25 protein-coding genes are annotated in these 23,284 nt (G+C 33.6%); 4 read left to right on the forward strand and 21 right to left on the reverse strand.

The features are described from left to right. Positions 1 to 217 precede the first annotated feature (217 nt). Positions 218 to 814, forward strand: coding sequence for a glycerol-3-phosphate 1-O-acyltransferase PlsY (gene plsY, locus BM212_RS00200; RefSeq protein WP_072694878.1), 597 nt, complete (start codon positions 218 to 220; stop codon positions 812 to 814). A gap of 70 nt (positions 815 to 884) precedes the next feature. Here the strand turns inward: plsY and BM212_RS00205 are convergent, their stop codons facing one another. The 16 genes from BM212_RS00205 to BM212_RS00280 all read right to left on the reverse strand — a co-directional run bounded on the left by BM212_RS00205 (position 885) and on the right by BM212_RS00280 (position 15,920). Next, positions 885 to 1,712 (reverse strand): hypothetical protein, encoded by an 828-nt coding sequence (locus BM212_RS00205; RefSeq protein WP_072694877.1) that lies wholly within the window; start codon positions 1,710 to 1,712, stop codon positions 885 to 887. A gap of 54 nt (positions 1,713 to 1,766) precedes the next feature. Beyond that, on the reverse strand, positions 1,767 to 3,188 hold the full coding sequence (gene hslU / locus BM212_RS00210; RefSeq protein WP_091895180.1) for an ATP-dependent protease ATPase subunit HslU: 1,422 nt from the start codon (positions 3,186 to 3,188) through the stop codon (positions 1,767 to 1,769). Positions 3,189 to 3,198: 10 nt separating this feature from the next. Continuing rightward, a complete protein-coding gene (hslV, locus tag BM212_RS00215; RefSeq protein ID WP_072694875.1) occupies positions 3,199 to 3,738 on the reverse strand; it encodes an ATP-dependent protease subunit HslV in 540 nt (179 codons plus the stop codon). Between the two features lie 46 nt (positions 3,739 to 3,784). Then, the gene (gene xerC, locus BM212_RS00220; protein WP_091895182.1) at positions 3,785 to 4,681 is read right to left on the reverse strand and encodes a tyrosine recombinase XerC; all 897 of its coding nucleotides are present in this window, start codon (positions 4,679 to 4,681) and stop codon (positions 3,785 to 3,787) included. Positions 4,682 to 4,857: 176 nt separating this feature from the next. Beyond that, complete coding sequence (topA, locus tag BM212_RS00225) at positions 4,858 to 6,927, reverse strand: type I DNA topoisomerase (protein ID WP_072694873.1); 2,070 nt, start codon at positions 6,925 to 6,927, stop codon at positions 4,858 to 4,860. Between the two features lie 201 nt (positions 6,928 to 7,128). Beyond that, positions 7,129 to 8,028 (reverse strand): DNA-processing protein DprA, encoded by a 900-nt coding sequence (gene dprA, locus BM212_RS00230; protein WP_232226875.1) that lies wholly within the window; start codon positions 8,026 to 8,028, stop codon positions 7,129 to 7,131. Between the two features lie 74 nt (positions 8,029 to 8,102). Continuing rightward, entirely contained in the window at positions 8,103 to 8,894 is a 792-nt protein-coding gene (locus BM212_RS00235) for a ribonuclease HII (protein ID WP_425434153.1), read from the reverse strand. Beyond that, the gene (gene ylqF / locus BM212_RS00240; RefSeq protein ID WP_072694872.1) at positions 8,869 to 9,738 is read right to left on the reverse strand and encodes a ribosome biogenesis GTPase YlqF; all 870 of its coding nucleotides are present in this window, start codon (positions 9,736 to 9,738) and stop codon (positions 8,869 to 8,871) included. The genes BM212_RS00235 and ylqF overlap by 26 nt, the downstream gene beginning before the upstream one ends. A gap of 109 nt (positions 9,739 to 9,847) precedes the next feature. Then, complete coding sequence (lepB, locus tag BM212_RS00245) at positions 9,848 to 10,501, reverse strand: signal peptidase I (protein WP_091895199.1); 654 nt, start codon at positions 10,499 to 10,501, stop codon at positions 9,848 to 9,850. Positions 10,502 to 10,589: 88 nt separating this feature from the next. Further along, complete coding sequence (gene lepB, locus BM212_RS00250; RefSeq protein WP_177206257.1) at positions 10,590 to 11,129, reverse strand: signal peptidase I; 540 nt, start codon at positions 11,127 to 11,129, stop codon at positions 10,590 to 10,592. A gap of 156 nt (positions 11,130 to 11,285) precedes the next feature. Further along, positions 11,286 to 12,770, reverse strand: a complete 1,485-nt coding sequence (locus BM212_RS00255) for a S41 family peptidase (protein WP_072694869.1) — start codon at positions 12,768 to 12,770, stop codon at positions 11,286 to 11,288. 54 nt (positions 12,771 to 12,824) lie between these two features. Then, on the reverse strand, positions 12,825 to 13,535 hold the full coding sequence (deoD, locus tag BM212_RS00260; protein WP_072694868.1) for a purine-nucleoside phosphorylase: 711 nt from the start codon (positions 13,533 to 13,535) through the stop codon (positions 12,825 to 12,827). A 21-nt stretch (positions 13,536 to 13,556) separates the two neighbouring features. Next, positions 13,557 to 13,781, reverse strand: a complete 225-nt coding sequence (locus BM212_RS00265; RefSeq protein ID WP_072694867.1) for a YozE family protein — start codon at positions 13,779 to 13,781, stop codon at positions 13,557 to 13,559. Continuing rightward, positions 13,778 to 14,302, reverse strand: a complete 525-nt coding sequence (gene msrA / locus BM212_RS00270) for a peptide-methionine (S)-S-oxide reductase MsrA (protein ID WP_072694866.1) — start codon at positions 14,300 to 14,302, stop codon at positions 13,778 to 13,780. The genes BM212_RS00265 and msrA overlap by 4 nt, the downstream gene beginning before the upstream one ends. Positions 14,303 to 14,378: 76 nt before the next feature. Then, positions 14,379 to 15,008, reverse strand: coding sequence for a YpmS family protein (locus tag BM212_RS00275; RefSeq protein ID WP_072694865.1), 630 nt, complete (start codon positions 15,006 to 15,008; stop codon positions 14,379 to 14,381). A 36-nt stretch (positions 15,009 to 15,044) separates the two neighbouring features. Then, positions 15,045 to 15,920 (reverse strand): GDSL-type esterase/lipase family protein, encoded by an 876-nt coding sequence (locus BM212_RS00280; RefSeq protein ID WP_072694864.1) that lies wholly within the window; start codon positions 15,918 to 15,920, stop codon positions 15,045 to 15,047. Between the two features lie 219 nt (positions 15,921 to 16,139). Here BM212_RS00280 and trhA point away from each other — a divergent pair, with 219 nt between their 5' ends. Next, a complete protein-coding gene (gene trhA / locus BM212_RS00285) occupies positions 16,140 to 16,796 on the forward strand; it encodes a PAQR family membrane homeostasis protein TrhA (RefSeq protein WP_072694863.1) in 657 nt (218 codons plus the stop codon). A gap of 56 nt (positions 16,797 to 16,852) precedes the next feature. Here the strand turns inward: trhA and BM212_RS00290 are convergent, their stop codons facing one another. The 3 genes from BM212_RS00290 to BM212_RS00300 all read right to left on the reverse strand — a co-directional run bounded on the left by BM212_RS00290 (position 16,853) and on the right by BM212_RS00300 (position 20,459). Next, positions 16,853 to 17,341 (reverse strand): dihydrofolate reductase, encoded by a 489-nt coding sequence (locus tag BM212_RS00290; protein ID WP_091895213.1) that lies wholly within the window; start codon positions 17,339 to 17,341, stop codon positions 16,853 to 16,855. Positions 17,342 to 17,608: 267 nt separating this feature from the next. Next, positions 17,609 to 18,556 carry a thymidylate synthase gene (locus tag BM212_RS00295; RefSeq protein ID WP_072694857.1) on the reverse strand — a complete coding sequence of 316 codons (948 nt, stop codon included), beginning with the start codon at positions 18,554 to 18,556 and terminating at the stop codon, positions 17,609 to 17,611. 16 nt (positions 18,557 to 18,572) lie between these two features. Continuing rightward, positions 18,573 to 20,459, reverse strand: a complete 1,887-nt coding sequence (locus tag BM212_RS00300; RefSeq protein ID WP_072694856.1) for an ABC-F family ATP-binding cassette domain-containing protein — start codon at positions 20,457 to 20,459, stop codon at positions 18,573 to 18,575. 207 nt (positions 20,460 to 20,666) lie between these two features. Between BM212_RS00300 and BM212_RS00305 the strand changes: the two genes are divergently transcribed. Beyond that, positions 20,667 to 20,882 carry a cold-shock protein gene (locus tag BM212_RS00305; protein ID WP_072694855.1) on the forward strand — a complete coding sequence of 72 codons (216 nt, stop codon included), beginning with the start codon at positions 20,667 to 20,669 and terminating at the stop codon, positions 20,880 to 20,882. 49 nt (positions 20,883 to 20,931) lie between these two features. Here the strand turns inward: BM212_RS00305 and BM212_RS00310 are convergent, their stop codons facing one another. Next, the gene (locus BM212_RS00310) at positions 20,932 to 21,366 is read right to left on the reverse strand and encodes an EbsA family protein (protein ID WP_072694854.1); all 435 of its coding nucleotides are present in this window, start codon (positions 21,364 to 21,366) and stop codon (positions 20,932 to 20,934) included. 42 nt (positions 21,367 to 21,408) lie between these two features. Between BM212_RS00310 and BM212_RS00315 the strand changes: the two genes are divergently transcribed. Further along, on the forward strand, positions 21,409 to 21,813 hold the full coding sequence (locus tag BM212_RS00315) for a ribonuclease HI family protein (protein ID WP_091895214.1): 405 nt from the start codon (positions 21,409 to 21,411) through the stop codon (positions 21,811 to 21,813). 34 nt (positions 21,814 to 21,847) lie between these two features. On the opposite strand, the gene BM212_RS00320 is transcribed toward BM212_RS00315, so the two are convergent. Further along, a complete protein-coding gene (locus BM212_RS00320) occupies positions 21,848 to 23,164 on the reverse strand; it encodes a hemolysin family protein (protein WP_091895215.1) in 1,317 nt (438 codons plus the stop codon). Positions 23,165 to 23,284: the final 120 nt, after the last annotated feature.

Raw genomic sequence — 23,284 nt, forward strand, 5'->3', positions numbered from 1 at the left:
ATGTGAAGAACGTATGTGCCGAATACGGATATATTCGTCATTTATCTGCTATATTTGCAGAAACATGATCCTTATTAATATTGTCCCAATTCTTTTACTTTATATTTTTTTTCAAGAATAATCAATATCTGGTTTAATCATTAATAATTATTTTTCTTTGTATCTATACGTGGTATTATATTAAGAGATAGAAATTGTTTGGTAAGGAGTGAAGTCTTTGTTAGAAGCGATCATGTTTCTCTTGGCATATTTATTAGGATCTATACCTTCGGGGGTTTGGATCGGTAAACTATTTTATAAAACAGATGTACGTGAACATGGTAGCGGTAATTCAGGAACCACAAATACATTCAGGGTACTCGGTAAGAAGGCTGGAATCATTGTTTTAGTCTTAGATATATTAAAAGGTACTTTAGCTGCTTTATTACCTATATGGCTAGGCTCAAACATCCACCCTATGGTAGTAGGTCTTTTTGCAGTCATTGGTCATGTTTATCCTATTTTTGCTAAATTTAAAGGGGGGAAAGCAGTTGCCACCAGTGCAGGGATTGCTTTGGGAGCTCAACCAATATTTTTGCTTTGTCTAGCAGTAATCTGGGGAGTAGTATTATACACTTCAAGTATGGTAAGTTTAGCCAGTATTATTGCAGTCATCATTGGAGCAATCGCTTCTCTTTTTTTAGGAGATCCTTTATTTGCACTAATTGTTTGGATTGCAATGATCATAGTTATTGTCAGGCATAAATCAAATATTGGTCGGATCAAAAATGGAACTGAAAATAAAGTGCCATTCGGATTGAAAAAGGATAAATAATTTTACCTTATTTTTATATCATACAGAAAGCCTTTCTCTATCATTATACATCGATAGTGAAAGGCTTTTTTTATTGCTCCATATTCCCAAAAAGCGCTTTAGTAAACAATGGATTTAGAACTTTTATATAAGTTCCTCTCATTCCCATAGAACGCTGTTCAATAACGGAAGCTGATACCAGCTTTCGTAATCCATTAACAACAATTGATCTAGTTACACCAATTTTATCTGCAATCTCAGAAGTAGTGAGTATCATTTCCATAGTTCCTTCACCCATGTGATTAAATACGCCTCTTAAAGCTTTGACTTCTGTGATTGATAACGTAGACATTGCTAAGTTTGCTCCAGCTATCTGTTTTTCGATCTCTACTTCGATTTTACCGTATTCTAAAGCAATTTCTATAGCAATCATCGAAGCTGCATGTTCAATGACAAGATGATCTACTTCAGTGATTTCTCCTTGGACCCGTCCCACTAACAGAGTGCCTAATCTATCATCTGAAAGCTTGATTGGTACAATAGTTGTTAAAGCCTCCGGATAATTAGCTCTTTTTTCAACAGGAAAAATTGTTAGATTATCATCGATTTTAACATCTTTAACTGTCGTCTGGACATTTGCCAGCCTGTGAATATAATTATAAGGAAATGACTTATTTTCAATCAGGTTCCTTACTCGTTGAGTGTTAACACGATGTCGCTCATAATATCCCAAAAGTGTTCCCTCAGCATTAATAACGTAAATATTTGCATCTAATAATTTACCTAAGGCGAAAGAAATACTTTTCAATGGAAAGTCGATCTCTTTTGAGTCATTTGAAAGAATATACTTTGCCCATTCTTTTATGTTAGCCTGTTTATTTAATTCTTTTATTTTGTCTAAAAAGGCTTGATTACTCATTTAATATAGTGTTCCTTTCCTTACTAAGATAGGTCAATTGACTAGAATTACAGTTTAAAGAATGTAGCGGCTAAGATCTTTATTTACAACAATATGTCCTATTTTGTCATCTACATATTTTTGAGTGATTTTAACTTCTCCCATTTGCATATCTGGTGCTTCAAAAAGTAATTCTTCAAGGAGACGTTCAAGAATCGTATGCAACCTTCTCGCGCCTATATTATCAGTGGATTCATTTACCTCAAAAGCAATCTCAGCAATTCTTTCAATAGCTTCCATTGTAAAAATAACATTGATATTTTCAGTCCCCAGCAAAGCTTGGTATTGTTTTACCAGTGCATTTTGTGGCTCAGTTAAAATTTTAACAAAATCTTCTTTTGATAGATCATTTAATTCAACACGAATAGGGAAGCGTCCTTGTAGTTCTGGAATCAAATCACTCGGTTTAGAAACATGAAATGCTCCTGAACCGATAAACAAGACATGGTCTGTGTTTACTGTGCCATATTTTGTTTTTACACTTGATCCCTCTACAATTGGCAAAATGTCTCTTTGTACCCCTTCTCTGGATACTTGACCACTGTTGTTTTGCCCTTTTGAAGTGATTTTATCAATTTCATCAATAAAGATAATACCCGCATTCTCAGTTAGTTGAACAGCTTCAGCGTGAATGTCTTCTTGATTAATCAATTTATCTGCTTCTTCTTCCGTAAAAATCTTAATAGCTTCTTTGACTGTTACTTTGCGTTTGATTTTTTTTGAAGGTTTTAATTGACCGAACGTTTCTGAAAGGTCAATTCCCATTTGCTCTAATGGAGCATTCATCGGGCTTACAGATTGTTTTTTTTCTTCAACTTTAATTTCTACTTCTCTTGAATCTAAAATACCTTTTCGAATTTGATTTATTAGCTCTTCTCGTTTAGTAGATATTTCTGCTGTAACTGTTTCTTCTTCTTCAGCAGGTTCAGCATATAATTGGTTAGGATCAATTCCTATTCCTTTAAACATACCTGCTAATGGGTTTTGATCTTGTTGTTTTTTTTCTTTTTTTATACCAGGAGCTAATACTTTTGCAATTCTTTCGATCGCTTTATTCTCTGCTCTACCACGGACATTCTTGCGCTGCTCTTCACGAACAATTTGTACAGCTGCTTCTGTCAGATCTCTGACCATTGATTCCACATCACGACCAATATAGCCGACTTCTGTAAATTTAGTTGCTTCAACCTTTATAAAAGGTGCATCAACAATATCTGCTAAACGTCTGGCAATTTCTGTTTTACCGATACCTGTAGCACCGATCATTAAAATATTCTTAGGGGTGATTTCTTTTTGCATATCGCTATCCAGTTTCAAGCGACGATATCGATTTCTCAAGGCTACAGCAACAGATTTTTTTGCTTCTGTCTGACCTACTATATATTTATCAAGTTTTTCTACAATTTCTCTAGGTTTTAAATCAGTTTTTGTACTCATCATAGTCTCCTTACAATTCTTCTGAAATGATATTGTGATTTGTGTAAACGCAGATGTCTGCTGCTATCGATAAACTATTTTCTGCAATTTCTTTTGCAGATAATGGCCCAGCATATAGCTTTAAAGCTCTAGCAGCAGATAACGCAAAGTTCCCGCCTGATCCTATTCCAAGAATTCCATCATCTGGTTGAATAACTTCTCCATTTCCTGAAATCAGCAGCATTTCTTCCTTATTCATTACAATCAATAAGGCTTCAAGATTTTTCATCATTTTATCAGTACGCCATTCTTGAGCTAATTCCACTGCAGCACGCATTAGATTCCCGTTGTATTGGTTCAGATATCCTTCAAATTTTTCTTCTAATGTAAAAGCATCTGCAACACTTCCGGCAAAACCTACCAAAACTTCACCATTGTAGATTTTTCGAACTTTGCGTGCCGTTCCTTTCATTACAACTTGCTCTCCCATTGTAACTTGTCCGTCTCCTGCCATTGCCGACATTCCATTATGCTGTATTGCTAATATTGTTGTCGCATGAAATTCAGTCATAGTGTACCTCCATAATTAATATTGATTTGTATTACTTAATCTTTATTTAAGCTCTAGGATGATATTTCTTATAATCAGATTGAAGATGTTCTTTAGTGACATGAGCATAGATTTGAGTCGATGATAAACTCTTATGCCCAAGCAGCTCTTGAACTGTTCTCATATCTGCTCCATTATCCAACAAATGTGTAGCAAATGTATGCCTTAACATATGTGGAGATATATTGGATGTCAGTGTACTTTTTTTAATAATCTGGTTCAATGTATATTGTATTCCGGCTTGTGTAATCTGATCGCCATGGTGATTAATAAATATATAGGGATGATCTTTTGCATATTTAGTCATGAGCTCAACACGAGATTTTTCCATATATTCTTGTAATGCTACTGAAGCATAATGACCAAAAGGAACATATCGTTCTTTATTACCCTTCCCCATTACCAACATGACGCTCATCTCAAAATCAACGTCCTCTACCTTTAATCCGACACACTCACTGACACGTATGCCAGTTCCATACAGAACCTCTAAGAGAGCCATATTCCGATAATCTAGCAAACCAGTTCCTAAAGCAGCTTCAAATAATTGTTTGATTTCTTGATCATAAAAAAAGGTAGGAAGCCGTAATCCTTTCCTTTTCATATTTAAATAAGAAAAAGGATTATCATCAGCTAATTCATTATTCAATAAAAATTGATAAAAAGCTCTAAGACTTGATATTTTTCTAGAAATTGATGTTCTAGAATAGTTTTTATCATTTAAATAACCTAAATATATTCTAGCATCAGGTAAAGTTACAGATAAGAAATCGTCGTTCCCTGTCTCTTTTAAAAACACTGAGAAAGCTTGTATATCTTCTAAATAAGCTTTTTTTGTTAAATCTGAATAATGTCTTTCATGTATTAAATAATTCATGAATAGATGAACTAAATTTTGTTCCATTTCTATCCCTCCAACGTTCATGCTACTATAGTTTACCATAATACTATTAAGAATCGTATAAAGGAATACAAACGAAAAAGACGCTCTCACAGTAAAACTGAATTTTTATTAAAATAATAAAAATTCAGTTGCCTTATACTGCTTAATACTGCTTACAAGACGTCTCTATTAATATTTTACTTTTGAATATCCTCTGCATAATCACAGTTTGAACATTTTACTTGGCTTTGTTTTTTTGTGATTTTTTCCACTAAGAAATGATCACATTTAGGACAGTTTCTACCGATTGGTTTATCCCATGAAGTGAATTCACACTCAGGATAACGATCACAACCATAAAATATACGATTTTTTTTAGATTTTCGTTCTACAACTTCACCTTTTTTACATAAAGGACAAGTAATTTCTAACTTTTTAACGATTGGTTTAGTATTACGACAATCTGGAAAATTAGAACAGGCATAGAATTTTCCATATCTTCCTATTTTGATAACCATTGGATGTCCGCACTTTTCGCAATCGAAGCCTGCTGGTTCATCTTCTATTTCAACTTCTTCAATTTCTTTTTCTGCTTTTTCGACTTCATCTTTGAACGGATTATAGAATTGATCTATAATCTTAACCCATTCTATTTTTCCTTCTTCAACAGAGTCCAGATCTTTTTCCATTTTAGCAGTAAAGTTCACATCTACGATATTAGGAAAGAATTCTTTGATCATCTCATTAACAATTCCACCTAATTCCGTTGGTTCAAAACGTTTATTTTTTAAAGCGACATAATATCTTCTCTGAATAGTCTCTAAAGTAGGAGCATAGGTAGATGGACGTCCTACTCCGTTTTCCTCTAAAGTCTTGATTAGACTCGCTTCACTATATCTAGCTGGTGGTTGAGTAAAGTGCTGTTCCGGATCAATTTTATCTAATGTAACTTCATCTTGTTCTTCCATTTCAGGTAAAATATTGTCTTTCTCTTTTGACTGATCTTTGTAGACAATTTGATATCCATCAAATTTAATACTAGATCCATTGGCACGGAACATAACGCCGTTTTGCTCAAGATCCACTCTCATCGTATCATAAATCGCCGGTTTCATTAGGCTCGCTATAAATCTCGACCAGATAAGATTATAAAGTTTATATTGATCTTTGGTCAAATATTGCTTGATATCGTCAGGCCTTCTCATCGCACTCGTGGCTCTTATTGCCTCATGAGCATCTTGAGCACCTTCTGCATTCTTCACTTTACGAGCTTTAGAAGCTGAATACTCTTCACCGTAATCCTCAAGAATAAGCTGTGTCGCTTCAGCTTTAGCAGTTTCAGATAAACGAGTAGAGTCGGTACGCATGTAGGTAATTAGACCTACAGCACCCCCACGTCCTAAAGATATACCTTCATATAACTGCTGAGCAACCATCATTGTCTTACGAGTTCTAAAATTTAGTTTCCCAGCAGCTTCCTGCTGCAAACTACTAGTTGTAAATGGATTTTGAGGATTTCTTTTACGTTCTTTCCTAGTTACTTTTTTAACTGTCCATTTTTCATCTTTATCAATTCTATCTAATATTTTATCAGTTTCTTCCTTATTAGATATAGAGGTTTTTTTACCATCTACACCATAAAAATTAGCTTTAAATTTTTTGCGAGTTTTAACAAAATTTCCTTCGATAGTCCAATACTCTTCCGGTTTGAAATTTTTTATTTCTTCTTCCCGGTCACAAATAATTTTTAGCGCAACTGATTGAACTCGCCCAGCACTTAAGCCTCGTTTGACTTTCTTCCATAATAATGGACTTATCTGATAACCAACAATTCGATCAAGAACACGTCTGGCTTGCTGAGAATCAATTAGATTTTCATCAAGGTCACGTGGATTTTTCAGAGCATTTTTCACTGCGTCTTTAGTAATCTCGTTAAACACTACACGATTTTTCTCATCATCTCGCAAACCTAACAGATAGCTTAAGTGCCATGCAATAGCTTCCCCTTCGCGATCCGGATCGGCTGCAAGAAAAACTTTTTCGGCTTTTTTTGCATATTTTTTCAGGTCTTTTATTACAGGTCCTTTACCACGAATTGTTATATATTCAGGTTCGTAATTATTTTCAAAATCAATTCCCATCCTACTTTTTGGTAAATCTCTAATATGACCTAAGCTAGCAACTACTTTATAATTTCTACCTAAATATTTCTCAATTGTTTTTGCTTTGGCAGGTGATTCTACAATAACCAGATATTTATAAGCCAAATCAACGGCCCCTTTCAATTTGTATAAGCTCTGATGTATAACTTATTCGTCTGTACATCATGTAATCGTACATTATAACTGCTTTTTTTCAAGTTTAAACTTTTAAAATCAGCATTTATTATTCTTTACGAAAGAATCGTTACTCATCATATGCCATACAATAGGGTTTGTCAACTTGCAAGATTGAATTTTCTACAAATATCAGATATCAGACTTTAGATACCACCTATTTTTATAGACTATATCTTCAATAATATCATTAGAAGATGTTACCATTTTAGCTCCAGCTTTTATCAAATCATTTGTCCCTTCAGAAAGGGTACTAAAAATCGATCCTGGTACAGCATAGACTTCTCGGTTCTGTTCCAGCGCTTGATGGGCAGTAATTAAACTTCCACTTCTCTTTTTCGCTTCTACAACTATAACTCCATCGCTTATTCCTGAAATAATTCTATTTCTTAATGGAAAATGATGTCTTAACGGTTTAGAACCTATTGGAAATTCTGTCAACAATAGTTGCTTGTTTTCAATTTCTTTTTGGAGAAGACGATTACTATAAGGATAATAATAATCTAGACCAGTACCAATGACAGCAATGGTCTTTCCGTTCTCTTCCATTGCACTAATATGTGAATAAGCATCAATTCCTTTAGCTAAACCGCTGCATATTATGATTCCTTTTTCAATAAGAGGGGGAACAAATCTTCTAACAATAGCTTTGCCATATTCAGTACATTCTCTAGCTCCTACGACTCCGATTATACTTTTCTCAATCCATTCTATATTCCCCTTATAAAACAGTACTAATGGAGGAAGATAGATTTCTTTAAGTTTTATAGGATATTGCTCATCTAATATAGTTATCCAACCTACTCCCAGCTTTGACAAGTCCACTTTTTTCTGCCGAGAATAAAATGAATTTTTAAATTCTAAAAAAGAAGCTTTCTTTTCAAAAGAAAGCTTCTTTAATGGTTTTAAATCTAATTCACAATGTCCATTCTCCAGTAATAAATCTTGTAGAAAACTCCATTTTTCTTCTATAGACATCTTTGTGTAATGAGCAAGTATAAAGCAGTGCTCTTCAAATTGATCAATTAGCATAATATAGTCTCCTTATGATTTAGTAATATATTCTCTCTTCCTTATATATTACTTACATTAAAGAGATAAGTTCACTAAAGTGACTGTCTTTCTTTTACGGGAGCAAAAGAAAGTCGATGGATAGGCGTGATGCCATTTTCATCTAACCCTAAAAGGTGTTGCTTAGTACCATATCCAGCATTTTGATCAAACCCATATCCTGGATATTTTAAATGATATTGTTCCATTAGTCTATCGCGTTCCACTTTAGCTATGATGCTTGCAGCAGCAATCGAAATACTTTTTGCATCTCCTTTAATAATACTTTCCTGTGGTAATTGCAGCGGAAGCTTCATTGCATCAATCAAAAGATAGTCGGGTTCAGAGCTTAGTTCCCCAACAGCTTTAATCATAGCAAGTTTGCTAGCTTGATAAATATTAATATCATCTATTACTTGAGCTTCAACGATTCCAATCCCAATCCCAATCGCCTTTTCATGAATTTCAGCATAAAGTGCTGTTCTTTTAGCCAATGAAAGCTTTTTAGAATCATTTAATCCTATAATCGGATTGTTCGGATCAAGAATAACCGCAGCTGCAAGTACTGGACCAGCAAGTGGACCTCTACCAACTTCATCTATTCCTGCAATCAATTGAGCCCCACGTGAATATGCTGACTTCTCATATACAGACATACGTTCATAATCCTTCAATAATTTTTCTTCTCTGCTCCTTGCCTTCTCCCACCCTAGTATTGCATTTCTGACTCCTTTACGATCATCTTTTCTAATTTCTTGAAGTCTTGGGTCTTCTATTACAGTTATTTGATCGAGCAGTGCTTTAATCTCCTTAACTGTCAACTTATTCATTAAAATCACTTTCTTCATTAATATCCTCTGGAGTTTCAAATGTAAATCTACCTAATTTTCCATCTCTTAACTCATGGATTAGCACTTGAGCGCCTCTTTCGTAGTCATCTTTAAACCCTCGTAAACGAGTAATCTCCATTAACAATTCCGGAAGGGGCATATCAGTTTCTAATGCTTGTTCAAACTTATAGCGCTCAGCTAAAACTCCTGGATAGTTTTGAACAAGATAGGACATTCCAAATAATGCAATATCATCTAAATGCAGTAAGGTATCTTTTATTGCTCCGGTAACCGCTAATCGTTTGCCAACTTCCTGATCTTCAAATTTTGGCCAGAGAATCCCAGGAGTATCTAATAGTTCTAATTCTTTACCATATTTGATCCATTGCTGCGACTTAGTAACCCCAGGTCTATTACCGGTTTGAGCAATATTTTTACGAGCAAATCGATTAATCAACGTAGATTTCCCTACATTTGGAATGCCTACACAAACTGCTCGAATAGCTCGTGGTTTCAACCCTTTAGCTTCTCTTTTTTCAAAGAAATCTTTTAAGGCTACCCTAGCTAATTTGATAACCTCTTTTATTCCTTGTCCTTGCTTAGCGTTGATTGATATTGCATATATACCTTGAGACTCATAAAATTTAAGCCACTCATTCACACGCTTCATATCTGCTAGATCGCTTTTCATTAAAATGGTAATACGAGGCTTATTACCAATCATTTCTACTAAATCAGGATTTCTACTTGAATATGGAATACGTGCATCTACTAATTCAAATACCACGTCTACTAATTTTAATTTTTCTTGGAATTGACGTTTTGCTTTCGCCATATGTCCTGGATACCATTGTATTGTCATTGATTATTCTCCTAACACTTTATCTGCTCTCAGTGTACCATAAAGACATAACCGCACGAAAAAAGTTGGTAAAAGAGGCTATCTCTCTACCAACTTTTTTATTCATCAGCTATTGTTGCTCATCAATACTTCCAAAATGGTTGAACGGGAAGAATCTATAAGTTGTTTTTCCTGTAATTGTATCTCCTGAAACAAAACCGAAATAACGGCTATCTCTGGAATTACCTCTGTTATCTCCCATTACAAAATACTGATTTTCTGGTACTGTTTCTACACCTTGTAGTGATTCTAGAGAAAATTCATTGATTGTACCACCAATAACGTCTTTTGAGTCACTGCTATCTATTTCTATTCCATCAAGGTATGGTTCATCGACTTCTTCATCATTGATATAGAGCGTTTCATCACTATATCTAATCTCATCCCCCGGCAATCCGATAATCCGTTTAATATATTGCTTTTCAGGATCATCTGGTGCCGGAAAAACAATAATATCGAAGCGTTCATAATCACTGAACTTATTAAGTAACAATTTGTCTCCATCTTCTAAAGTAGGAGCCATAGATTCACCTTCAACACTCACTGGAGCGTATAAAAACATTTGTACAAGATAAAAGACACCTGTCAGAATTACAATGTATAACACCGTACTAACAAGTTCTTGAAGAAAAGTACGTTTTTTTTCAGGTTTTTTCTTGTTATTCTTTCCATACTTACTTTTTCTTGGTTCAAATCCACTTTCTTCATATTGTTGATCACTCATCAATCAACCTTCTCTCTAACTTAATTCGTTAAAAAAACAATTAAATGTTATCTTTGTTATTAAATAAACCCATAACTTTATCTCTCAATTAATAAAACTTTATTTTTTCAGAAGGATAATACATCATAATGATTTCGCCAAGCACTTCTTCACTAGATATACTACCATAAAATCGGCTATCATAACTATAGCGACGATTATCTCCCATTACAAAGTAATGACCATCAGGGACTTCATTTGCATTATCATTTATCATGGTAAAATTTGATGTCCATAAACCTGGTTCATCTGAGATTTCCGAGCGATTCAAAAAGGGCTCTTTAACTACTTTATTATTGATATACAGCTTATCTTGTTCATATCTCACAGAATCTCCTGGGAGACCAATCACTCTTTTAACCACTGTTTTATTCATTGGGTCTGTAAAAACAACGATATCAAACCGATCAATACTAGAAACTGTAGACATGACCACTCGATCATTAGGATTTAAAGTAGGATACATTGAAATTCCTGTCACATCTGTAGGAATAAAAATATATAATCTTAAAAACACTAGGATCAATGCTATACCAAATAAGACTCTCCCAATGCGTAATCGTCTTGATCTTTCAAGACATTTTTGCATATACATCCTCTTCCTCATATATTATCTGGTAACCGAATAATTAATTATAGCTTACAGTTTCAGGTATTATCAAGTTATTTTTAATCATTTCTTATATATTGTAAGTAGCTTCCAAAACAAAACGATTTATGCATTCACATAAATCGTTTTGAGACATTACTTGGATTGTAAATATTTAATTGCTTCATTATATTGTGTGTCATTCTCTTCGATCAAAGCTCTTAATGCTTCTACTAAAGCGCTCGACGTTGCACCAGTAACAATTCCATCAGCGTCAAGTTCTTTCGTATTTTGAAATGCTTTGACTGCCTCTACTGTTTGATCGTTAAATTGACTGCTTGCTTCATCTACCTCATAACCTAATGCTTTAAGGATGGCATTAAGATTTTTCACTTCATCAGATGTATCCCCAGACTGATAAGTTTCCTCACTATTGATCAATAATAAAGTCTGATAATCAGGCATTGCGACTTCTATATCTGGTGATATTCCTTTTTCGTTAATCCATTCACCATTTGCAGTAAGCCATTTACCAGTTGTATATTTCACTTCCCCATCTCCTGTTAAAGGCGCAACATTCTGAATTGTTCCTTTACCAAAAGTTGTCTGACCAATCAAAGGAATACCAGCAGATTCGCTCATTGCTCCAGCTAAAATCTCAGAAGCACTAGCACTACCTCCATCAATTAAGAGCACTGCTTCACCATCGAATTTGAAAGAACCGTACTGTTCAGAATCAGCTGTATAAACAACGGGATCTTCTCCACGAATTTCAGATTGCATCAATGGCTTACCATCTTCAACAAAAATATTTGACATCTGTAAGGCAATATCTAGTAGTCCTCCGGGATTCCCTCTTACATCAAACACAAATTTTTCGGCACCTTTATCGTCTAAATCTTTAATTGCAGTAACTAGCTCTTCATAAGTTGGACGATTAAAGTTCGTAATTTGAATATAACCTATAGAAGAATCTGATTCGTCTAACTCGTATACTACGGATTCAACAGGAATAGCATCTCGAGTGATCGTAACAGTAAATTCTTCTTCAGAACGTTGAAGTAATAATTCTACTTCTGAATCTTTAGGTCCGCGAATTAAGGCAACTGCTTCCTGTAAAGAGAGGTCTGCTACAGATTCACCGTCAATTTCTGCTATTTTATCATTTGCTTGTAATCCAGCTTTTTCAGCTGGAGAACCACTAATTGGAGAAACAATTCTAACAAATTCTCCTTCTTTCATAACTTCAGCACCGATTCCCTCAAATTCACCTTGGGTATCCTCTTGTAATGAAGTTGATTGACTTGCATCTAGATATGCAGTGTACGGATCTCCTATCGCTCCAGCCATTCCTTCTAACGCACCTTCAATAAGAGTGTCTGGATCAACTTCTTCAAAATAGTTTGCAAGTAAAATTGAATATAATTCATCTACTTGATTTAATTCAGTACTTTGAGAATTAGTACTAGCCTCATCATCTTGCACTGATTCTTGTGTCATATTTTCAGGAGTAGTCTCTATTAATCGAGAAAACGACAATGTTCCAATTACTCCAACAATTAACACAATAATTAAAGAAGTGATATATACAAAAAGGCTAACCTTTTTAGTGTGTTTTTGTTTATTTGGTTCTTGTTCCATATCTTTCCTCTTTTCTTAATACGCACCGACCAAACCGTTCTATTATATAAATAATCAATTAATTTGCAGTGCTGTTTCAAGTGCAATAATCATCATATCATCAAATGTCTTTTCACGTTCTTCAGAAGTAGTTTCTTCTCCAGTAAGCAGATGATCACTAATCGTAAGAAGCGAAAGAGCTTTTTTATTGTATTTTGCTGCAAGAAGATAAAGACCTGCAGCTTCCATTTCTACAGCCAGAACACCATAATCCGCTAGTTTCATCTTATCTAATTCTTTATTGTAAAAACGATCCGCACTCAACACATTACCAACTTTAATCTTCATACCTTTTTTTGAACCTATTTCGTAAGCTGTCTTGAGCAAATCAAAGTCAGCAATAGGAGAAAAATCTACTTGATTGTCGAATGTATTCTTTATAACGCTAGAATCAGTTGTTGCTGCTTGAGCTAATACAACATCTCGTATTTCGACTTCTTTCTTCATACCTCCGGCAGATCCTACACGCATAAGTGTTTCAACACCGTATTCTTGGATCAGCTCTTCTACATAAATCATAATAGAAGGAATCCCCATACCAGTGCCTTGAACGGATATTTTTTTTCCTTTATAAGTGCCTGTGTATCCAAACGCATTTCGAACCGTGTTATATTGTACAACGTCCTCTAAAAACGTCTCCGCTATATATTTTGCTCTAAGTGGGTCCCCTGGCAATAGAACAGTTTCTGCGATATCTCCATTTTTTGCATTAATATGTGTACTCATATTTATATCTCCTTTATTTTTTCAGTGTGAATCATTATCAATATATTGATTCCAAGCCTCGTCATAGACATCCATATTTGGTAAATAGTGACCATTCAATTCAAGATAAGCACTGATTTCATTATAATCTTCACTTTGCTTTGGAAAACTACCGTCATCTTCTACAGCATTCGCAAAGAGCGTAATCTCATCTTTTTTGTTTGGATCTCTACGGGTCATTAAGTAGTGGTAAAACGATCTTTTCATGCACTAGGCCTCGATTCTTTATTAGCTTCTTGCCATTCTGATCGTTCTTTTTTTTCTTGTTTATAGCGTCTAGGATTCTTTTTATAGAATTCCTGATGTTCTTCTTCTGCTTTATAAAAAGTTTCAGCTTTTTGGATTTTTGTAACAATTGGTTCCTTGTATCTGCCGCTTTGCTCTAACTGATATTTAGAATCTTTCGCTATTTTCTTTTGTTTGTCTGTATAATAGAAAATAACTGGACGATAGCTGTCTCCTCTATCCATAAATTGTCCCATTGCATCAGTAGGATCTGTTTGATTCCAATAGATTCCAACTAATTCTTCATAGCTGATTTTTGCGGAATCAAATACAATCTCTACCGCTTCAGTGTGACCAGTAGTTTGAGATTTCACTTCTTCATACGTAGGATTCTCAACATGTCCTCCAGTATAGCCTGAAGTAACAGAAATAATGCCATCTTGTTCTTCAAAAGGCTCCACCATGCACCAGAAGCAACCCCCAGCAAATATTGCTTTTTCCATTTTCCAATCATTCCTTCTTCACTATATTTCTGCCCGATTTATTAAATTATTTCTGTATCTTATCTGAAATAGTGTATCATCTTACTGCATCAAGTGGCAAATGAATATTTAGTCTAATATCATTTTCTTGTAGGTTGATACGTTCAAGTGAAAATTGTGTACCATTATCTAACGAAAATTCATTTAAATTAACAACGATAAACTGATCTTCACTATCTATTGCTATCCATTCCGGAAAATCTACTTGTCTAGATATTTGAGCCATTGCAAAGCTTATAGGTAAGTTCAAAGAGCCTATATTTAAAGATTCACCTCGAAGCTGTAGATTTCCATTTTCCAGTACATAAGGTGTCATAAATAGTGAAAATTCAATTGGAAATCCGAACACTTCTATTTCACCACTTAGTTCAGCAGAGTCCTCTAAATCAAACCTAAACCCTTCAAATTCTCCATCCAGTTCCTGATTTAAATATTCATTTGTCAATCTAGTTACATCTTCTTTAGTCGTACTGACTTCAAAAATAAGATCCTCTTCAGATGTTGCAAAAGGTTCTGTGTTTTCTTCTCCCACTTTTACTGGTTGGAGCTGTACAAACAGCCATATTAATAGCCCAATTAATAATCCTATCAATATAAGAAAGGCCCATTTCCATAGATTAATTTGTTTCGTTTCTTTTTCTGTTTTTTTTGATCGCTGTTCAGCCAAAATACTTTCCCCTTTATTCTTTTTTCAGCTTATTGACTACTGAATAATCAGATTTTTCAAATCTGTTTCAATTAAATCATATAAAGCATCTGCCATAATCTGGTAACCTCTGTCATTAGGATGAAACAAATCTTCTTTATATAAATAAGGATGATTTTCATCTTCAATCTCATTTACATCGTCTACAGTATCCGAGTTGCTTCTTGTTTCATCAGGAAATTCAGCAGGATTAAATAATGAATCTATTTCAACAAAATTTACATTTTCTGTTTCTTCTGCTATCTGTTTAGTTCTAGAATTCCATGTATCAAAAACTTTTTGAAGTTGAGAGAATTCATTGAAATAATAATGGTAAGGATTATACAATCCATAAATGTAAATAATTGCTTGATTATTCAGCTCACGAATAGTTGAAAAAATAATTTTTACGTTTTCCTCATATGATTGAATCGTAGACTCAAAATCTTCCAATGAACCATTCAAACCTACTTTATCCAGATTATTGACGATATCATTCCCACCAATTGTCAATGTTATGATATCTGCTTGGGCTAATCCCGACTGAACTGTTTCATCTTCCTCAAGTAAGGTCAATAACTGTTCAGTTGTATCTCCAGAATGTCCATAATTCTGAGTTTCAACTGAACTCACCATCGAATCACTTCTCAATTGCTCAGCAACTAATGGTACATATCCCCCTCTTTTCGTACTATCTCCAACACCTTCAGTCAGAGAATCACCAATAGCTACTATATTAAGTGAAACTCTTGAAAATTCTTGATTACTCAGATTTTCGCTAGAGTTATTTCCCGAATTCGAACTGTTTGAAATAAAAGTCAGCAAACCATAACCGGCAGTTGCTGATAATATAATAACTAAAATACTGGAAATAAAAAGTTTTAAATGTTTCATGAATAACCTTCCTTAATTTTAATAAATGCTGATTAATTACCTAGTACTTTCTCTCAATATTTAATAAGATTTCATTTTTGAGATTCGCATTATTAACTATAAATGTGATATACTATTCCTATCAAAAATCATTGGTTTCTACTTGAAAGTACTCAAAAGATAGTATACCAAATTATCATTATGACGTACAGAAATGAAGTCAGTTACAGGAGGTTTATTATGTCAGATAACACACCGGAAAAATTGATGTCGCGAGGATATCTTATCTGGAATGAAGTTTTAAACGCAATCACACATGGTTTAGGCTTTTTACTAAGTATAGTTGGACTAGTATTCTTGGTTAAAAAAGGACTTGAAATGGGCGGAATTGTAGAAGTTACTTCCTATGTTGTATATGGAACTACACTAATTTTACTTTATCTATGCTCCACTTTATATCATAGTCTTACTTTCACAAAAGCTAAACAAGTAATGAGAATCTTGGATCACAGTAGTATTTTTCTCTTAATTGCTGGTACCTATACTCCGTATACTTTGATTACGATTTCTGGTCGGTTAGGCGTATTATTAGCCGTTATGATATGGTCAATCGCCTTACTAGGTGTCATATATAAAACTGTCTGGTTCAAGAAATTTCAAGGATTATCTTTATGGATATATATTATCATGGGATGGATTTCATTATTCTTTCTTAATTATTTATACCAAGGATTAGGACTTGAGGGTTTCATCTGGCTGGTAGCTGGCGGCTTATCTTTTACTGTCGGAGCTATATTTTATCGTATGAAATATGTACGTTTCATGCATGTTGTGTGGCATTTATTCGTACTAAGCGGTACCGTTTGTATGTTCTTCTCAATTTATTTATACACTTAAAATTATTAAAAAGAAAAAAGCACAAGCAGATTAATAGTCTGCTTGTGCTTTTTTCTTTATTTTCTTTTATAAATCAGAAAAGTATGAGCATGAATATTATGCTCGTCTACTATTCCCATTCTTTTTTCAATTATTTCAAAATCATCGTAATTAATTTCTGCCATCATAGTGTCACCATCAAACTTATCATGTATCAATGTTTTATACAGCATATCAACCTCTGATTTAAATAATTCAAAAATATCTGCTCCTCCAATAATATGGATCGGCTTATCAGTTTCAGCAATATACTCTAGAACTTCTTCTTTTGAATGCAATACGAGGACATTATCAATTACTAGATCCTTATTTCTAGTAAGCACAACATTCTTTCTATTCTTGAGTGGTGGGTTAGGAATGGATTCAAAGGTTTTCCTACCCATAAGAACATTTCCAGTCATAGTGATTTCTTTAAAAAATTTCATATCATTTGGTAAATTCCATGGTAATGAACCATTTTTTCCAATAACACCATTTTCATCTTCAGCCCATACAAACGTTAACATTACAACACTCTCTTCTTTAATTGTCTAGTACAACTTTATCAAAACTGCATGGTTGCATCAAACAAATATATTTAGAAAACTCTTTCTTTTTAATAAAATCAGTCATTAAACAGCTCTTGAATAAAGAACTTACTTAACTCTTTTATCGATTCAAACTTATCTTTGTAACAGCAAATAAATGATTATCAACATTCAATGTTGGATTTACATATGATATATAATTTCCAGTTCTACTGTTCTTCTACCTATTATTCAACACTTTAGTTTTTAAACTGCTATGGGTGCTTTGATACCTTTATGAGGTCTATATCCAACAACTTTGATATCATCCATCTCAAACTCAAAAATACTTTTCTTATCTTTATTTAATTCTAAAGTTGGTAGAGTTAGAGGTTCTCTTGATAATTGTTCTTTAATTTGATCCATATGATTCAAGTAAAGATGTGCGTCACCTAATGTATGCACAAATTCCCCTACTTCTAATCCAGTTTCATGAGCAATTAAATGAGTGAGCAAAGCATAACTTGCAATATTAAACGGCACGCCTAAAAAAACATCTCCACTACGCTGATATAATTGACAGCTTAGTTTTCCATCTTGAACATAAAACTGGAATAATGTATGACATGGTGGCAAGGCCATATGCGGAACTTCTTCAGGGTTCCACGCAGAAACAATATGTCTCCTTGAATTTGGATTATTTCTAATTGAATCGATCACATTCTGGATTTGATCAATTGTATTCCCATCGGTTGTTGGCCATGTTCTCCATTGAGCACCATAAACATTTCCTAGTGTTCCATATTTTTCAGAAAATGATTCATCTTTAAGAATTCTTAGGTTGAACTTTTCTTTTTCTTTTTGATACGTTTCATTAAATGCTTCGTCCTGTTGAGATCTAAGACCAAAATTTGTCATATCAGGTCCAGTATAATCTTCTGATCCAACATAACGTTCAAATGCCCATTCATCCCATATATGATTATTATTTTCTAGAAGATATTTTATATTGGTATCTCCTTTTAAAAACCATAATAATTCACTTTTAATCAATTTAAAGTATACTCTTTTAGTTGTTAATAGAGGAAATCCTTTTTGCAGATCAAAACGCATCTGGTGCCCGAAAACAGACTTAGTGCCTGTCCCTGTTCGATCCTCTCGCAGGCTGCCATCGTCTAAAATTCTTTGTGCTAAATCTAAATATTCTTGCTCCATTTTCAATTAGCTCCCTTTATATATATTCACTTAAATATTCCCAGCGTTCCATTTTTTCAGTCAGCTTTTGTTGGAATTTTTTTTGTTTATCACTTAAGTCACCAATCACTGTATAGTCGCTGCCAGCTTGATTCATCTCTTCTTGGATGTTTTCAAGTTCAGCTTCTAAATCAAAAATTTCTTCTTCAATTGTATCCCATTCTTTTTGTTCTAAATAAGTTAATTTGATTTTTTCTTTTTTCTTTTCTTCATTATAGTTCTTTTTTTCAGGCAAATCAGTTTTTACAGGTTGTTTTACTGCCTTTTCTTCTTGTTGCATCAAGTATTCTGACATTTTCCCATAATAGTCGTCAATCTTTCCATTACCTTGAAAAATCAAAAGTTTAGTGGCAATTTTATCTAAAAAATATCGATCATGTGATACAGCAATAACAGCTCCGGAAAAAGTTTGAATATAATCTTCTAATACAGTTAGCGTTTGAATATCTAAATCATTAGTTGGTTCATCAAGTAACAAAACATTGGGTTGCTGCATCAATAATTTTAGTAAATAAAGTCTTCTTTTCTCTCCACCAGAGAGCCGGCTTATAATTGTACCATGAGTTGAACGATCAAATAAAAATTGTTCTAATAGTTGTGAAACACTCAAGCTCGTTCCATCTGCTAACCTGACTTCTTCAGCAACTTCCTGTAAATAAGATATAACTCTCTTATTTTCATCCATCGCTTCATTTGTCTGTGTGTAATAAGCAATCTTAACGGTTTCTCCTACTTCAATAATGCCACTTTCTAGTGGTAGTATCCCTGCAAGAATATTTAAAAATGTTGTTTTCCCAGAACCATTTTCTCCTGTTATGCCGATTCGATCTTTTTGCTGAATTAAAAGATTATACTGATTTAAAATGACTTGCTCATCACGATGAAAAGTTGCCTGTTCTAGTTCTAATACTTTTTTGCCTAGTCGACTGCCTGATAAATTCATATCTAAGGAACCATTCGTATCATATTTAGATACAGATTCCTTTAAATCCGTAAAACGGTCAATTCTAGCTTGCTGTTTTGTTCCTCTAGCTTTTACCCCAGCACGCATCCATGCAAGTTCTTGTTTATATAACTGTTTCTGCTTATGACTCTTCTGGGCAGCAGTTTCTTCTCTTTCAGCTTTCAGTTGAATATAATTCTGATAATTACCAATATATTTTTCAAGTCTTCCATGAGTTAATTCAACTATATAATTCACAACATGATCTAAAAAATATCGATCATGGGTGACCAAAAGCAAAGCTCCTTTATAAGACATCAAAAAATTTTCCAGCCATTTAATCATCTCAAAATCTAAGTGGTTAGTCGGCTCATCTAGTATCAGTAAATCCGGTTCTTGTATAAGTACTTGAGCTAATGCGACTCTTTTCTGCTGACCTCCAGATAATTCACCTACAATCAGCTGCATATTTGTAATACCTAAACGATTTAAAATCGCTTTAGCTCTTGCGCTTGAGTTCCAGGCATTTTCACTATTCATTTTTTGTTCGGCTTTAGCAAATATATTTTGAGCTCTTTCATTCATTGGATCTTCTGTCAGCAGCTGAAGGGCTGCTTCATAATTTCGAACGGTTACCATCAGTGGTGTATCTCCATCGAAAACAGTATTTAATACAGTTTGTGATTCATCCAGTGTACTGATTTGTTCTAAATAACCAATTCTATAATCGTTAGGTTGGGTTATATCACCAGTATCTGGTGATAATTGTTTTGTTAGTATTTTAAGTAAACTCGTCTTTCCGGTTCCGTTTACTCCTATCAATCCTATGCGCTGTCCTTCAGTAATTGAGAAAGTTATTGAATCAAATAACTGTTTCATTCCATATGAATGAGTCAAATTTTCGATTTTAAGTTCTTTCATCTAGACCCACTCCTCTTTTCTGTATTACTTATATTCTATCATATACTGGATCCATTGTGCTTCAAAAACAGGAATTAAGTTATAGATATCATACTTGGCTTTTTGTCTTCAAGTTATTCCAAGATTGCTTAATTAATTAAATTTCTATATACTAGACGTAAGCGTATTAATAAATATAACCTCAATACAATAAATAGGAGGATTATCATGACTTCAGGTAAAGTGAAATGGTTTAGTAATCAAAAAGGATATGGATTTATTGAATATAATGAGCATGATGATGTATTTGTTCATTTTACTGGAATTGAAAAAGAAGGGTATAAAAGTCTGGAAGAAGGACAACTCGTTGAATTTTCAATTGTTGAAGGCAACCGTGGTCCTCAAGCAACTAAAGTTCAAGTGATTGAACCTGCATCTGAATGATGATATATACAAAAAGGATTAGACAATTGTCTAATCCTTTTTACTGTATCTAATTTACTACATTGATATTTAAATTATATTTTTCAAGTCGCTGCAAAAAGAGCTGCTGACTATGTTTATTAAGATAAAATACAATTGTTTTCTGATCAGTAGTTAAAGTAACTTCCCCTCCTGGATTGCTTATTACTACTGAGGTTATGTTATCAAGTTCAACTACACGATCTTTAATACCGGCAAAATAACAAAGCTGGAGTTTTTCTTCGCTGATCCTTAAATATGTTTCTTTTTTTAAATAAAATAATATTAATGCAAGTATTAAAAATAAAACGGTTCCCCAGTTAAAGCTTTCAATCGTAGTTGTAAAAACGACTGCCACGCAGAAAGATATAAAAATACTAGAGAGATAGATCGTTTGAAATGCTGGTTCTAAGTTCAATTTTATCTTGATATTAGTTTTAACATTTGATTCTGCTTTTATATTCATTATCTCAATACTCCTACTTAAATTAATCGAAAGGATGACAATATGTTAAAAGTATACACCGATGCTGCTGTAAATGGCAATCCTGGTTCTGCCGGTATAGGCATTGTGATTTCAGGAAATGGGATTTACGAACAGCTTGCTATTCCCTTGTCAGGTAAATGGGATAATCATTCAGCTGAGTGGGAAGCCATGCGTATAGCCATTAAATGGGTAGAAACAAATCATACTCTTAATTCCTTAACTCTATTGTATACCGATAGTCAAGTTGTTGCTCGCTCAATTAGTAAAAAATACGTAAAAAATATTAAATTTAAACCATTTTTAACTGACTGTTTATCTTCACTGAATCATTTTCCTTTTTATGAAATCCACTGGATACCAGAAAAACAAAACAAAGGTGCGGATAATCTTGCCAAACAAGGACTCCAAAAAGCAATAAATAGTTGAAGCATAATTTGTTTTATCCTTATAATTCCAGAAATTAATTTATTTTAACAATGATGGCTTTTTCAAGTTTTTCATCCTTAATTTGAATATTTTTCATTGCAAATCCATATTCTTTAAACATCATAATACTACTTTCGCTTTTATACGCTCTTTTGCTTTCATTAATGTAAAATTCATTCAGATTATTGTAACGATCTATTGGTAAATCAAGTCCTATTTTTGCTGCAATTTTATCGATTGGAGCTTTCCCACTAACTTGCCATGATCCTTGATTAAGCGGTTTAATATCTAGTGAATCTCCTGACATCAAAATATTATCATTAAATTCACCCACGATTTGTTCAAGTAAGTCATTCATTGTGATAATTCCACTCGTTCCACCAAATTCATCAATTACTACAGCAAAACGGTCTTTAGTCTGTTTCATGTTACGAAACAAAACATCTGCTTTTACAGTTTCTAAAACATAATTTACTGGTCTAATAATTATGTTCTTCAAGTATTCTATATCCTTGTCATTTACTCTAAAGTAATCTTTAGTATAAAGAATACCTATAATATTATCTGTAGATTCTTTACAAACAGGATAAATAGAATGCTGTCCCTCGCGGATGGTTTTTTCCCAGTTTTTTTCTGTATCATCCATCCATAAAAAAACAACTTCAGTTCTATGGGTCATAATATTTTCTATTGATATATCATCAAATTCAAAAACATTATGGATCATAGTCTCTTCATCTGGAAGTATTTGACCCTTTTTAGCTCCGATATCTAACATTAATCGAATTTCTTCTTCTGTATTTTCGTTTTCATCCTCGTTTGTGTTTAATCCAAATAAACGCACAATACCCGTTGTAGATGCAGAGAATAATCGAACGACCGGGGTAAACATTTTGGAAATAACAGACACTAGTCCTGACAAGAATAGAGCAATCTTTTCTGGATTTTTTAATGCGATTTGTTTAGGAACCAATTCTCCCAGTACAACAGTGAAGTAAGTAAGTAGTAAGGTTATAACCACCAAAGAAATAATACTAAGTACGGCCTCTGGAATAGCAATGCCAATAGAAGATAAGAGACTGACTAACCGGCTGGAAAAGTTCTCGGTAGCAACAGCACTGCTAAGTAAATTAACTAACGTTATTCCAATTTGTATGGTAGCTAAAAAATCTGAGGAATTCTCAGTTAATTTTTTTAATCGAACAGCTCGTTTATCTCCATTTTGAGCCATACGTTCTAATTTGTTGTCATTAATTGTGATCACTGCAATTTCAGCGCTGGCAAATATTGCATTTAAAAATATAAAGATGAACTGCAGTGCTAATAACCACACCAATGAAATATCTGACAAGTAAACACCCTCCATTAACATTTATCTATTTACTTTATTATAAACTAATTTCATTTAAATTTCTCTCATAGATATCTTTCTGATTAAATCCACCAATTTTTTACTTAAAGCATTTATTGA

This window comes from Marinilactibacillus piezotolerans (assembly GCF_900114235.1).
GTDB classification, from domain to species: domain Bacteria; phylum Bacillota; class Bacilli; order Lactobacillales; family Carnobacteriaceae_A; genus Marinilactibacillus; species Marinilactibacillus piezotolerans.

What these genes read in the sequence shown, in the direction of transcription:
- BM212_RS00205 (WP_072694877.1), bottom strand. Translation starts at nt 1,712, where the DNA reads ATGAGTAATCAAGCCTTTTTAGACAAAATAAAAGAATTAAATAAACAG.
- hslU (WP_091895180.1), bottom strand. Translation starts at nt 3,188, where the DNA reads ATGAGTACAAAAACTGATTTAAAACCTAGAGAAATTGTAGAAAAACTT.
- hslV (WP_072694875.1), bottom strand. Translation starts at nt 3,738, where the DNA reads ATGACTGAATTTCATGCGACAACAATATTAGCAATACAGCATAATGGA.
- xerC (WP_091895182.1), bottom strand. Translation starts at nt 4,681, where the DNA reads ATGGAACAAAATTTAGTTCATCTATTCATGAATTATTTAATACATGAA.
- dprA (WP_232226875.1), bottom strand. Translation starts at nt 8,028, where the DNA reads ATGCTAATTGATCAATTTGAAGAGCACTGCTTTATACTTGCTCATTAC.
- BM212_RS00235 (WP_425434153.1), bottom strand. Translation starts at nt 8,894, where the DNA reads ATGAAGAAAGTGATTTTAATGAATAAGTTGACAGTTAAGGAGATTAAA.
- ylqF (WP_072694872.1), bottom strand. Translation starts at nt 9,738, where the DNA reads ATGACAATACAATGGTATCCAGGACATATGGCGAAAGCAAAACGTCAA.
- lepB (WP_091895199.1), bottom strand. Translation starts at nt 10,501, where the DNA reads ATGAGTGATCAACAATATGAAGAAAGTGGATTTGAACCAAGAAAAAGT.
- lepB (WP_177206257.1), bottom strand. Translation starts at nt 11,129, where the DNA reads ATGCAAAAATGTCTTGAAAGATCAAGACGATTACGCATTGGGAGAGTC.
- BM212_RS00255 (WP_072694869.1), bottom strand. Translation starts at nt 12,770, where the DNA reads ATGGAACAAGAACCAAATAAACAAAAACACACTAAAAAGGTTAGCCTT.
- deoD (WP_072694868.1), bottom strand. Translation starts at nt 13,535, where the DNA reads ATGAGTACACATATTAATGCAAAAAATGGAGATATCGCAGAAACTGTT.
- BM212_RS00265 (WP_072694867.1), bottom strand. Translation starts at nt 13,781, where the DNA reads ATGAAAAGATCGTTTTACCACTACTTAATGACCCGTAGAGATCCAAAC.
- msrA (WP_072694866.1), bottom strand. Translation starts at nt 14,302, where the DNA reads ATGGAAAAAGCAATATTTGCTGGGGGTTGCTTCTGGTGCATGGTGGAG.
- BM212_RS00280 (WP_072694864.1), bottom strand. Translation starts at nt 15,920, where the DNA reads ATGAAACATTTAAAACTTTTTATTTCCAGTATTTTAGTTATTATATTA.
- trhA (WP_072694863.1), top strand. Translation starts at nt 16,140, where the DNA reads ATGTCAGATAACACACCGGAAAAATTGATGTCGCGAGGATATCTTATC.
- BM212_RS00290 (WP_091895213.1), bottom strand. Translation starts at nt 17,341, where the DNA reads ATGTTAACGTTTGTATGGGCTGAAGATGAAAATGGTGTTATTGGAAAA.
- BM212_RS00295 (WP_072694857.1), bottom strand. Translation starts at nt 18,556, where the DNA reads ATGGAGCAAGAATATTTAGATTTAGCACAAAGAATTTTAGACGATGGC.
- BM212_RS00300 (WP_072694856.1), bottom strand. Translation starts at nt 20,459, where the DNA reads ATGAAAGAACTTAAAATCGAAAATTTGACTCATTCATATGGAATGAAA.
- BM212_RS00305 (WP_072694855.1), top strand. Translation starts at nt 20,667, where the DNA reads ATGACTTCAGGTAAAGTGAAATGGTTTAGTAATCAAAAAGGATATGGA.
- BM212_RS00310 (WP_072694854.1), bottom strand. Translation starts at nt 21,366, where the DNA reads ATGAATATAAAAGCAGAATCAAATGTTAAAACTAATATCAAGATAAAA.
- BM212_RS00315 (WP_091895214.1), top strand. Translation starts at nt 21,409, where the DNA reads ATGTTAAAAGTATACACCGATGCTGCTGTAAATGGCAATCCTGGTTCT.